The sequence below is a fragment of the Nocardia altamirensis NBRC 108246 genome (assembly GCF_001612685.1).
In the GTDB taxonomy this organism is placed as follows: domain Bacteria; phylum Actinomycetota; class Actinomycetes; order Mycobacteriales; family Mycobacteriaceae; genus Nocardia; species Nocardia altamirensis.
Map to the genome: position 1 here is coordinate 22,456 of NZ_BDAY01000109.1, position 11,564 is coordinate 34,019.

The following is an 11,564-nucleotide window of genomic DNA, read 5'->3' on the forward strand; positions in this document are numbered from 1 at the left end:
TGATGTCACGGTGTGGATTTCCGCGTGGGTGGTCGCGGTCGGCCCGCCGCACAAATTATTGCCAGTAGCGCATCAGCCGTTCGTGTGCAGAAGGTTTCCGCGTCGTCGAGGCCGTGGATCAACCCGCGCACCAGGGAGCGAGCCACCAGGATGTCGAAAACCAGGTCGGCGGTGCCGGATTCGTCGGCAGGCAAGGCCGACGCGATGCGTTCGGCGAGCGCCTTGCGGACCGGGAGGTCCGCGCGGTCCTGGAGCGCGCGATAGCGGTCCGGGGACCGGTGATAGGCGGACATGAGTCCGGGGAGCGCGGCCCGCGTGGCAGGCTCGGCGGTGCGCTGGAGGAAGACCCGCGCCCAGGCGACCAGGTCGGCGTGCAGGTCGTCGGTTTCGGCGATGACCGCACTGCCCACACCGGAACAACTCCCCTCGCGCGTAGAGAAGGTGATTCGGCAACGCATGCCGAAGGCCGACCGGGCGACGATCGTCGAATGGCATCGGGCCGAGCGCGGATTCAGCACGGAGACCTATCTTTTGGCGCTCGACGGCGTCGAAGGCGCCGACGAGCCGCTCGGCTTGGTGTTCCGCAGGCCGCCGGCGACGCCGATGTTCCCCGACTACGACCTGCGCCGTCAGTTCCTGGTGATGAAACGGCTTGCCGCGACGGATATTCCGGCGCCGACTGTGCGCTGGATGGACACCGCCGACCATCGAGCGGGCGATCACCTGGCTGCGCGACCATTGCTACGACCCCGACCATGTGACGCTCTGCTGGGGCGACTCCCGGTTGTCGAATGTGCTGTACGGCCCGGACTATTCGGTGCTCGGCGCGCTCGACTGGGAGATCGGCTACCTCGGCGACCACGAAGCCGACCTGGCCTGGCTGCTGCTCACCGATTGGGTGTCCAGCGAGTACCTGAGCATTCCGCGCCTGCCAGGCACCCCGAGCCGCGAGGAGACTATCGCGCGGTACGAGGCGGCGACCGGCTGGCCGGTGCGGCGGCTGCGCTTCAACGAGATCCTCGGCGCGGTCCTGATGGCGCTGGCGCTGCTGCGGATCCAGGTCGTCCTCGGCATCGGCGACCTGTCTGCAGTGGCCGTCGCGCGGCTGGATCCGCTGCTCAGCGAAGGGCCCTAGCACTTGACACTCGTCTGCGCCGGGTGCCTACCGCCAGGCCGGTCAGCTGTGTGTTGCTACCCGGAAGGCAGCTCCCAGATCCGGATCTCCTCGATCAGCGAACTGGAGCTGGCACCCGGATCCATCAGCCACGTCCACCCCACCACCCCCAAAGTCCCACTGGGCAGCGGTGATTGGGTATCGAGGTACCGCAGTCGGTGGCCGTTCACGCTGATCACCAAATCAGCGCCGTCGATCGTAGTGCGGCACGAGGCACCGATCCGAGTCGCCTGATCCACGTGCAGTCCGGCCAGCCTGTCCTGTGCGGCGAGCACGGCAACCCTGGACTCGGCGGGCTGTCCCATCGAGATACCCCAATGCCCGGTACTGCTCACCGTGAACAGGTAGCGACGAGCGAAGAGTCCCGGCTCGCCCCGGCACGTCAGCCCGACTCCGCCCAATCCCGATTCGAGCCGCACCACGGCTTCCATACACGTATTCGTCGACGCGGGGACGGGCGCGATGGCATGGACGATTTGAGTGCCGGCGACGGCCGTCAAACGGTATGCGCCGGAGACGTACTCGGTGTGCCCGGCGGTGTGCGGCCAGCCTGTGTCCGTGTTGTCGAAGCTGTCCTCCACCATCAACCGCCCGCCCAGTTCCGCGCAGAACGACGACTGGGGTTCCGCTCGGGCACTGCGGGGTTCAGGTTCCTCGTCGTCCCGCACCTGCCATCCGACGACGACCAGCACGACGACCAGCACGGTTGCGGCCGTCAGCCACAGCGGCCGGCGGCTCCTGCGACGCTGCCGCACCGCGGAGCCGACTTCCGCACGGACCGAATCATCTTCGGCGACCGCCGACTCACCCACGGTTGCCGGTTCCTCGGCCGCCGCGTCGTCGACGACATCGTTCAGTCCGCTGTGCTCGCCGAGGGCGTCTCTTGTCCGGATATAGCGCAGCCGCCAGGTCCGGCGATCTCCGCCGCCTGCGGGTGGCTCGACCCCGGCCTTATCGATGAGACGTAGGCAGGTGTCGATGAAGATCTCGTAGGTCTCCCACCGCGGCATGGTCGGGTTGTCCGGATTGATGATGTTGCCGATGGTGGCCTTGCTGATACCACCCCTGGTGCCTGGTCCACGGCCCGATGCGCGAGCGAGCGTTTTGAGGGAATCGGCCTGGGTGGTCCAACGCAGTTCGCGCAATTGGGTTTTGAGAACACGCAATTCGTGCAGCGGATCGGCCATCTGGACCTCCCTGGTCGTATTGTGACCAGCTCCGTCCAAAGTTGTCCAGAATATCCGGTCACCAGCGCCGACTACCCGATGCTGGATCGGTACCACCGCCGAGCGGACGGAGTTCGACAATGCACAGGAGTGCCAACGCGTTTGACGCACCGACCGTGGTCGACGCGATCGCCAGGAACGCAGGCGACGCCACAGTGACCATGCTCGACGAGGATGACGCGGGGACCGCCATCTCCTGGTCCGCGGTGCACCAGCAGGCTCGCCGAATGGCAACCGTGTTGGGCGCGAAGGGAATCGGCCCGAACCGGCGAGTGGGTGTGCTTGGTGACACGAGCATCGATCTCATCGCGGCCATCCAGGCCGTGTGGCTGGTCGGCGCGGCGGTGACGATACTGCCCGCCTTCGCGCCCGGCGCACCGGACGAGCACCGCCGAAACGTCGCCGCGATCATTGCCGACGCTCGGCTCGACCTCGTCGTCGCGGATGGGCGGACCGCGCCCGCCGCGCACTACGTGCGAGGACGAGCAATGACGCTCGCTGCTCTCGTCACCGCCGCCCAAACCGTCGATCCGAGCTCACCGCGCCGGATCGCCCCCGCCAGCCTGGCGGTGCTGCAGTACACCAGTGGATCCACGCGAGCCCCCCGCGGCATCGCGATATCGCACGCGCACCTGGCCGCCAACCTCACAGCGATCGGCGGTGCCGTCGAGTACGGCAGCGGCACGCGCACCGACCGCGTGCTGAGCTGGCTACCGCTCTATCACGACCTGGGCCTGATCTGCTTCCTGGTGCTGCCGATGTCGGCGGGCGGCGAGCTCGTGCTGCAATCACCGATGGCATTCGCTCGACGGCCGGTGTCCTGGCTCGAGGCGATCGCGAAGCACCGGATCACGGTGTCGGGCGCGCCGAACTTCGCATACGAGTTGATGACTCGTGTCCTTGCCCGCGGGTTGCCGCTCGATCTGAGCTCGCTTCGGCTGCTCATCAGCGGCGGCGAACCGGTACACGCCGACACGATGGCGCGCTTCACCACCGCGGCGCGACGATGCGGTGTGGACCCGGCGGTGGTCACGCCTGCGTACGGACTCGCTGAAGCCACTGTCGCGGTGACCATCTCGCTCCTCGGCGCCGGTGTGAGCGTGGACGAGGTCGATGCGCTTGTCTTGGAATCGACCGGGCGCGCGCTGCCGGCAGCACCGGGCGCGCGCACTCGGCACCTGGTGAAGCTCGGTCCCGCGGTGCGCGACACCTCGATACGAATCGTCGACCAGCGAACGAACGAGCCGCTCCCCGAACGAACCGTCGGCCACATCGAAGTGCGCGGTCCCTCCGTCGTCGGCAAGGGCTGGCTGCGCACCGGTGATATCGGCTATCTGACCGACGATCGACAGCTGATCGTGTGCGGGCGGGCGAAGGACGTGCTGATCTCCTGCGGCCGCAACATCTTTCCCCAAGACGTGGAGGCGGCGGCGGCTCGGGCTCCAGGAATTCGTCCCGGTCGGGTCGCCGCCTTCGGGATACCCGGCGACCTCGGCGACAGCCTCGTGATCGCCGCCGAGGCGGACGGCGACGGCACGGACGAGCTGCGCCGCAGCATTGTCGCGGCCGTTCTCGACCGCGTCGGCCTGCGTCCGCATGCCGTCGTTGTCGTGCCGCCCGGCGAGCTGCCGAGAACCTCGTCGGGGAAGTTGCGCCGCGCCGAGGCGCGCCGCCGCTACGCGGCGCAAGCACTGGACAGATCCCAGGAAAGGACGTTCCCGTGACCACAATCGACCGGGTCAGCGTCGGCACGGCCGCGCCTACGGCACACCGGGAAACACTGCGCGCCGAACTCGCGGACTTGTTGCACCACGATCCCGCGGCCCTTCCGGACACCGCTCGGCTGGTTGCGGACCTCGGTGCGGACAGTCTCGCCATGATGACCGTGTCGGTGTGGCTCGGCTCGCACGGCGTGCGCATGCAGACCGATCAAGGACGGCGCGGCACCGTCGGCGATGTGCTGTCGCTCGCGCACGCCGTCGCGGACAAACCCGTTCAACTCACGATCCGCGCCGCGGGCACGGCATCGTCAGGCCCGCACCAGGTCCCCGAACTGGCGCCACCGCCGTCCGATCCGCTCGCCCCCGTCCTTGCGAGCTCGGTGTTTCGACTCGACGCCCTCCAACCCGCCGACACCGAGTACCTCTATGCGCTCGCGGTTCGTCCGGAGAACTGCTTCCGCTGGCGATACCGCGGGGTGCCGCCTGCACCCGAACGCTTCGTCGAAGAGCTGTGGACACAAGTCGTCACGCAGTACCTCGTGCGTCGCGTCGATGACAACCAACCTGCCGGGCATGTCGTCGCCTACAGCGCCGATCGCACCGGCAGCCACGCCTATGTCGGCGCCGTGTTCGAGCCGAGGTACGCAGGAACCGGGCTGGCCGCCGAGGTGATCGGCCTGTTCGTCCGATATCTGTTCCATACCTTCCCCTTTCGCAAACTCTATCTGGAGGTTCCAGGATTCAACTGGCCGCAGCTGAGCAGTGGCGAGGGCCGGTACTTCCAGGTCGAGGGTCGACTGCGCGACCACGTCTATTACGCCGGGCGTTACTGGGACCAGTACGTCTGCGCGATCTACGCAGACCAGACGTCCGAGGAACCGACCTCGGCGTGCAATGAGAGGAAACCGTCATGAAATCACCTGTTCGCCGCGGAATGCTCGCAGGCGCATCGAGTCTCGGCATCGCCGCCGCAGCGCTCGCGCCAGTCGGCGCGGCTGCCGAGGATGCCCCAGCAGTGGAACCGGATCCCTTCTCCGCGTTGATGTTCGAGGCTGCCAGAGACCGGACGCCGCTGCCACCGTGCGTCGATGTCCGGCACTCGACCGATTGGCGCCAGAACAAGCTCGATGTCACGAACCGTTGCGACTACGGGGTCAATTGGTTCGTCGACAAGGAAGGACCCAACATGGATTGCCGGCACACTGCTGCGGGCCGCCACGACCGCGTCACCTGGGGTATTCAAGACGCCTATCACGGCACGTACAAGTGCGGGTGAGTATGCGGGCGAATCCCGGGGCAGCCCGGGATTCGTCATGAGCGCTGCGGTCATGGTGTTTCGAGCGCGCCGGTCATTGGCTCAGACAGCGCGCGGACCTAGCCTCGGAGTGACCGATCCGACGGGCGGGGTTCGGCCATGGCCGCATGCCACCGTCGAGTGCGACAGAGAGCGGAGACATGGGACCACTGCACGGCGTGAAAGTCATCGAGGTCGCCAGCCTCGCACCGGGTCCGTTCGGCGCGATGATCCTCGCCGATCTCGGTGCCGAGGTGCTCCGGGTGGACCGTGGCGGCAAACCCGGCGAGGGCATCGTGTCACCGGAAGGCCCGCTGGACCGTGGAAAGCACTGCATCACACTGGATCTGAAGGTCCCCGAGGATCGGGACACCTTGCTCGCGCTCGCGGAGCACGTCGACGTCTTCATCGAGGGATTCCGGCCCGGTGTGGCCGAACGGCTCGGCATCGGCCCCGCGGATCTGGCCGCCCGCAACCCGCGCCTGATCTACGGCCGGATGACCGGCTGGGGGCAGGAGGGCCCGCTGGCCCATACTGCCGGGCACGATATCGACTACATCGCGATCTCCGGCGCGCTCGGGCTCGCGGGCCGCGCGGGTGAGCCACCGGTGCCGCCCGCGAACATGCTCGCCGACTACGCGGGCGGCGGCATGCTGCTCGCGCTCGGCGTCCTCGGCGCGCTCTTCGAACGTGAGCGTTCCGGCAAGGGCCAGGTGATCGACGCGGCCATGGTGGACGGCTCCGCCCTGTTCACGGCTTCGATGCACGGGCTGCACCATCTCGGCCTGTGGAACTTCCCGCGCGGGGAGAACATGCTCGACGGCGGCGCGCCGTTCTACGACACCTATGAATGCGCCGACGGCCAATATCTCGCGGTCGGCTGTGTCGAGATCCCGTTCTACAACCAGATGCTGGCCATCCTCGGCATCGACGACCCCGACCTGCCCTTCCAACTCGACAAGAACGGCTGGCCGCAGCTCAAAGAGGTGCTCGGCGCCAAGTTCAAGGAACGCAGCCGCGACGAATGGGCCGAGGTGTTCGCGGGCTCCGATGCCTGTGTCGCCCCGGTGCTTTCGCCGTGGGAAGCCCCCGATCATCCGCACAACCAGGCCCGCGACGCCTTCATCGAGATCAATGGTGTCCGCCAGCCTGCGCCGGCCCCGCGTTTCGGCCGCACGCCCGCCGCCACGCCTGCTCCACTGTCGGCCGATCCGGATCAGGTCCGCAAGCTGCTGGCCGGGTGGGGCGTCGACGCCGCGAGGATCGATCACGTCACCACACCCTGAAGCAGCCGCATTTCGCGGCAATTCGGTCCGGCACACCAGCCCGTTGTGCAGGAGGACGACGTCGGTGAACCAGCAGCTCAGCAGTGCCCGGCTTCCGTTCGAAACCCGAACGCGTGCAGTACCGTTGATAGTCATGCGCGGGGAGTGGCTGTTGATCGAATGCATCCGTCACGAGGCAACCGTGATGGCGGTGGGGCGCACGCCGATCGGGCTGGAGCCGCTCGACACGGCGCTCGGCGCGCAGCAGCTGCATACGGCGCGGCTGGCGATCAGTCAGGTGCGGGCGACCGGGCAGCGCTGGGAGGAGTTCTCCCGCTCTCGTGACGAGCACGTCATCGCCGAGCCCATCGCCAATGTGCTCGGCATGGTGCACGGGGTCCGCTTGTGGATCGGCACGCTGGACGACCAGGTGCCGCCGCGCACGCGCTCGGGTGCCTGGGACTGGAATCTCGACAAGATGACCGCGCTGGCCACCGACGAACTGCACGCGCTCTACGCGGTCCCGCCGGAGCGGCGCAGGACCGAGATTTCGCGGGTGTCGTCGCTGCGGCATGTCACCGCCGCGGAGGATCCGGCCGAGGCGCTGGCCGCGGCGCTGTCGGCGGACCAGAGCCTGGTGTATCAGAGCACCTGGCAGATCACCCGCGACGATCAGGTGCGCAGGGACATCAACTGGGCCGCGCGCGGTGGCATGGTCGGCAACCAGCGGTTCCTGCACGGCCTCACGCACGACATCACCGAGGGCTACGACGAGGACGCGCCGCTGCCGCCGCGCACCTTCGCCGAGGCGCTCGTCGATGCCGACCTCGACGGCGGCCCCGATGTCTACTACGCGCTCGTCGACTTGAAGACGCTGACCGCTTATCGCTGGCTCGGCGCCGAAATGCCCGGCGTGGCTTGGGAACTCACCGGCGACCCGGCGCACGATCCGGCGCTGCACCCGGACGACCTCTCGATCGCCAGGCAGATCGCCCGTGCCGTGCAGTACGGCCCCGCGACCGGGACGGTGCGGCTGCGCGATACCAGCGGCGGGTGGCTCGAGGTCGACGTGGAGGCCAAGCGGCTGGTGCTCACCCATACCCCGGAAATCGCCACCGCCCTGGTCGAGATCACCAGGCCTGGGTCGGGCAACCCAGGACTCACCGCTGGAGAGTGACCGTAAGATACGCTAGTCGGTGAATGTCTCGAAAGGACGGGCGATGCGGTCTACGCTACTTTCTCGGCGCGATCTCGAATTCCTGCTGTACGAATGGCTGGACGTCGAGGGACTCACCAAACGCGATCGGTACGCCGATCATTCGCGCGAGACGTTCGACGCCATCCTCGAGCTCAGCGCGGACCTGGCGACCAAATACTTTGCGCCGCACAACAAGTTGAACGACGCGAACGAGCCGACGTTCGACGGCGAGCGCGTCACCATCATTCCGGAGGTCGGCGTCGCACTCGACGCCTTCGCCAAGGCCGGGTTGCCCGCCGCGGCAATGGATTACGAGCTCGGCGGCGCACAGCTGCCGGTGACCGTCGCGCAGGCCGCCTACGCCTGGTTCCAGGCCGCCAACCCCGGCACCGCAGGCTACTCGTTCCTCACCGTCGCCAACGCGAATCTCCTGCTCGCCCATACCGGCCCCGAGCTCACCGAGCGGTTCGTCCTGCCGATGCTCGACGGGCGCTTCTTCGGCACCATGTGCCTGTCCGAGCCGCAGGCGGGTTCCTCGCTCGCCGACATCGTCACCAAGGCCGAACCGCAGGACGACGGCACCTACCGGCTCTTCGGCACCAAAATGTGGATCTCCGGCGGCGACCACGAGCTCGGCGAGAACATCGTGCACCTGGTGCTGGCGAAGATCCCCGGCGGTCCGGCGGGCACGAAGGGCATTTCGCTGTTCGTGGTGCCCCGCTTCCTGGTCGGCGAGGACGGCGCGCTCGGCGAACGCAACGATGTCGCACTCGCCGGGCTCAACCACAAGATGGGCTTCCGCGGCACCGTGAACACGGTGCTCAACTTCGGCGAGGGCCGCTGGACGCCGAACGGCGCGGCCGGTGCCGTCGGCTATCTGGTCGGCGAACCGCATCGCGGGCTCAGCTACATGTTCCACATGATGAACGAGGCGCGCATCGGCGTCGGCCTGGTCGCGACGGCGCTCGGCTACACCGGATACCTCGAGTCCCTCGACTACGCGCGCACCCGCGCTCAGGGTCGCGCGAAGCTGCCAGCGGACCCGACCGCCCCGCAGCGCCCGATCATCGAGCACGCCGACGTCAAGCGCATGCTGCTGGCCCAGAAGTCGTACGCGGAAGGTGCACTGGCACTGGTGCTCTACTGCGCCAAGCTGGTCGACGAACAGCGGACCGCCGACAACGCGGACGACACGAAGTCGCTCACGCTGTTGCTCGACATCCTGACCCCGATCGCCAAAAGCTGGCCGTCGCAATGGTGTCTGGAGGCGAACAGCCTCGCCATCCAGGTGCTCGGCGGCTACGGCTACACCCGCGAGTACAACGTCGAACAGCACTACCGGGACAACCGCCTCAACCCGATCCACGAGGGCACCCACGGCATCCAGGGCCTTGATCTGCTCGGCCGCAAGGTAACCCAGCAGGGCGGTGCCGGCCTGATCGCGCTCGGCGCCAGGGTGCAGGCAACGGTGGACGCGGCCCGCGCCGTCGGCGGCGAGGCGAGCGAGCTTGCCGCGCAGCTGGATTCGGCGTGGCAGCGGCTGGTGCAGGTGACCGCCGGACTGTTCGCTTCCGGCGATATCGCTGCGGCGCTGGCGAACAGCTCGGTCTACCTGGAGGTGTTCGGCCACACCGTGCTCGCCTGGATCTGGCTCGAGCAGCTGCTGGCCGCCGACGGGCACTCCGGCGACTTCTATGACGGCAAGCGGCACGCGGCGCGCTACTTCTTCCGGTTCGAGTTGCCCAAGACGGCACCGGGATTGGACCTGCTCGCCCGGCTCGACACCACTACGCTGGAGATGCGCGACGCCTGGTTCTGACCGAGCCGCCGCCGGCAAACCCGGTTCGGTTCGGTACATGAGCCGAACGATGTATCATTTTGCGATGACCACCCCGAGCCAACGCACCACGCGCCCACCAGGACGACCGGCGTCGGCGACCAGGGAACAGGTCATCGAACTCGCGCGCCGGGCATTCCTGGCCGGTGAGCGGGTGGACATCCAAGCAATCGCCGCCGAGCTCGGACTGAGCCGCGCCTCGGTCTACCGCTGGTTCGGCTCCCGCGAGGGCGTGCTCGGCGCGGTGCTCGCCGGCGAATTTGCCGCGCTGCTCAGCAGGGCCGACGCCAGACGCCGCTCCATCGGCGCCCGGCGCATCCTCGACGTGCTGTACCGGGTGAATCGCTGGATGGTCGACAACGAGCCGTTCCGCCGCTACTTCGAGAACGAGCCGCTGGCCGGGCTGCGCATCCTCACCGCGAGCGACGGGCCGGTGCAGCCGCTGGTGGTCACGGCGGTGCGTGAGCTCATCGCTCGCGCCGAACGCGAAGACGCCTACATTCCGCCGGTCGAGGCGGGCCTGCTCGCCTACACCCTGGTCCGGCTCGGCGAGGCCTTCCTCTACAACGACAACGTCGCAGGCATCCGCGGCGACGTCGACCGGCTGCACGAGGTGCAGGCCGCGCTACTCGGGATCCCCGAGACGGTCATCCGCGACGCGGACCGCTGAGCATGTCGAAACCACTGCTGCACCAGCGCTTTCCTGCCCTCGTCGAGACGCTCGGGTTTCGGCGACTCGGGACCGCGCCGACACCGATTCACGCACTGGACGTCGGCACCGGAGTCCCGCTGTGGTGCAAGGACGACGGGACATACGGCGACGGCGGCTGGGGTGGCAACAAGATCCGCAAGCTGGAATGGCTGCTGCCCGAGGCACATCGGCGTGGCAAGCGGACCATTCTGACTGTCGGCGGCACCGGGACCAACTGGGGTCTGGCCACCGCACTGTACGGCCGCGACGAGGACATCGACACCGTCCTCGCGCTTATCGACCAGCCGCTGGACGACCATGTCCGCGAGCAGCTGAGCCGACTGGAGAACTCCGGCGCCACACTGTATTTCACGGGCACCAAGGCGCGCACCGTCCGCACCGTGCCCTGGCTGTTGCTGCGCCACCGCCTGCCGTACTTCCTGCCTGCGGGCGGCTCGTCACCGATCGGCGCGCTCGGCTACGTCGAAGCCGCGTACGAGCTCGCCGAGCAGGTCGCCGCCGGCGCCGTGCCCGAACCGAGTCACCTCGTCACCGCCGTCGGATCCGGTGGCACCGCAGCCGGTTTGGTCCTCGGCCTGCGGTTGGCCGGACTACGCACCAGGGTGGTCGGCGTCGTCGTCAACGACGCACTCCCCCTCGATGCGCCGCGTATCGTCCGCCTGGCCGACCGCACGCAACGGCTGCTGCGTTCGCGCGGTGCACGATTCGAGCCGGTCGAACTGCGTCCGAGCGACCTGACGATCACCAAGGACTGGCTCGGCCCCGGCTACGGTCACTCGACCCCGGCCGCCCGCGAGGCCGAGGCCCTCGCCGCCGAGGACGGCCTCCGGCTCGAAACCGTCTACACCGCTAAGGCATTGGCCGCCCTGCTGCACCTCGACACCGCAGGCGAGTTCGGGGCGGGCCCGGTGCTGTTCCTCAACACCTACGGGCCTCGATAGTCCCGCAGACCGCCGCATTCGAATCGGCATGATCGGAATCCGGTCCCTTGCCCAGCACTATCGAGCCTTGTGAACGGGCAGCGCATGGGCGAGGGTGTTAGCTGTGCACCTGCCCAGTTGGCTCGATGTCCTCGTCCTCGCGGCCACCGCGGTGGCGGCCTACCTCGGCTGGCGGCGGGGCGCGCTCACCGCGGTG

The 11,564-nt window shown here is 68.1% G+C and carries 11 protein-coding genes; 9 read left to right on the plus strand and 2 right to left on the minus strand.

Going from position 1 to position 11,564, the window contains the following annotated elements:
• Positions 1-5: 5 nt before the first annotated feature.
• Positions 6-410 (minus strand): TetR-like C-terminal domain-containing protein, encoded by a 405-nt coding sequence (locus NA11_RS39880; protein ID WP_069167295.1) that lies wholly within the window; start codon positions 408-410, stop codon positions 6-8.
• Positions 411-652: 242 nt separating this feature from the next.
• Between NA11_RS39880 and NA11_RS39885 the strand changes: the two genes are divergently transcribed.
• Positions 653-1,135: a phosphotransferase gene (locus NA11_RS39885; RefSeq protein WP_069167296.1), complete on the plus strand. Its 483-nt coding sequence runs from the start codon at positions 653-655 to the stop codon at positions 1,133-1,135.
• 56 nt (positions 1,136-1,191) lie between these two features.
• Here the strand turns inward: NA11_RS39885 and NA11_RS39890 are convergent, their stop codons facing one another.
• Positions 1,192-2,361, minus strand: coding sequence for a hypothetical protein (locus tag NA11_RS39890; RefSeq protein ID WP_069167297.1), 1,170 nt, complete (start codon positions 2,359-2,361; stop codon positions 1,192-1,194).
• 119 nt (positions 2,362-2,480) lie between these two features.
• Between NA11_RS39890 and NA11_RS39895 the strand changes: the two genes are divergently transcribed.
• From NA11_RS39895 to NA11_RS39930, 8 genes are all read left to right on the plus strand, one after another.
• The gene (locus NA11_RS39895) at positions 2,481-4,124 is read left to right on the plus strand and encodes an AMP-binding protein (protein WP_069167298.1); all 1,644 of its coding nucleotides are present in this window, start codon (positions 2,481-2,483) and stop codon (positions 4,122-4,124) included.
• Complete coding sequence (locus NA11_RS39900; RefSeq protein WP_069167299.1) at positions 4,121-5,035, plus strand: GNAT family N-acetyltransferase; 915 nt, start codon at positions 4,121-4,123, stop codon at positions 5,033-5,035. Before NA11_RS39895 ends, NA11_RS39900 begins: the two co-directional genes overlap by 4 nt.
• Positions 5,032-5,397, plus strand: coding sequence for a hypothetical protein (locus tag NA11_RS39905; RefSeq protein WP_141718126.1), 366 nt, complete (start codon positions 5,032-5,034; stop codon positions 5,395-5,397). Before NA11_RS39900 ends, NA11_RS39905 begins: the two co-directional genes overlap by 4 nt.
• A gap of 179 nt (positions 5,398-5,576) precedes the next feature.
• Positions 5,577-6,701 (plus strand): CaiB/BaiF CoA transferase family protein, encoded by a 1,125-nt coding sequence (locus tag NA11_RS39910; RefSeq protein ID WP_069167301.1) that lies wholly within the window; start codon positions 5,577-5,579, stop codon positions 6,699-6,701.
• Between the two features lie 133 nt (positions 6,702-6,834).
• Entirely contained in the window at positions 6,835-7,857 is a 1,023-nt protein-coding gene (locus tag NA11_RS39915; RefSeq protein ID WP_069167302.1) for a GAF domain-containing protein, read from the plus strand.
• 43 nt (positions 7,858-7,900) lie between these two features.
• The gene (locus NA11_RS39920) at positions 7,901-9,697 is read left to right on the plus strand and encodes an acyl-CoA dehydrogenase (protein WP_069167303.1); all 1,797 of its coding nucleotides are present in this window, start codon (positions 7,901-7,903) and stop codon (positions 9,695-9,697) included.
• Positions 9,698-9,761: 64 nt separating this feature from the next.
• Positions 9,762-10,385, plus strand: coding sequence for a QsdR family transcriptional regulator (locus NA11_RS39925; RefSeq protein ID WP_069167306.1), 624 nt, complete (start codon positions 9,762-9,764; stop codon positions 10,383-10,385).
• Between the two features lie 2 nt (positions 10,386-10,387).
• Positions 10,388-11,368, plus strand: a complete 981-nt coding sequence (locus NA11_RS39930) for a 1-aminocyclopropane-1-carboxylate deaminase/D-cysteine desulfhydrase (RefSeq protein WP_069167304.1) — start codon at positions 10,388-10,390, stop codon at positions 11,366-11,368.
• The last annotated feature ends 196 nt before the right edge of the window (positions 11,369-11,564 follow it).

Excerpts from the sequence above, each read along its gene's own strand:
- NA11_RS39910 (WP_069167301.1), top strand. The coding sequence starts at position 5,577 with ATGGGACCACTGCACGGCGTGAAAGTCATCGAGGTCGCCAGCCTCGCA.
- NA11_RS39890 (WP_069167297.1), bottom strand. The coding sequence starts at position 2,361 with ATGGCCGATCCGCTGCACGAATTGCGTGTTCTCAAAACCCAATTGCGC.
- NA11_RS39915 (WP_069167302.1), top strand. The coding sequence starts at position 6,835 with ATGCGCGGGGAGTGGCTGTTGATCGAATGCATCCGTCACGAGGCAACC.
- NA11_RS39905 (WP_141718126.1), top strand. The coding sequence starts at position 5,032 with ATGAAATCACCTGTTCGCCGCGGAATGCTCGCAGGCGCATCGAGTCTC.
- NA11_RS39920 (WP_069167303.1), top strand. The coding sequence starts at position 7,901 with ATGCGGTCTACGCTACTTTCTCGGCGCGATCTCGAATTCCTGCTGTAC.
- NA11_RS39930 (WP_069167304.1), top strand. The coding sequence starts at position 10,388 with ATGTCGAAACCACTGCTGCACCAGCGCTTTCCTGCCCTCGTCGAGACG.
- NA11_RS39895 (WP_069167298.1), top strand. The coding sequence starts at position 2,481 with ATGCACAGGAGTGCCAACGCGTTTGACGCACCGACCGTGGTCGACGCG.
- NA11_RS39925 (WP_069167306.1), top strand. The coding sequence starts at position 9,762 with ATGACCACCCCGAGCCAACGCACCACGCGCCCACCAGGACGACCGGCG.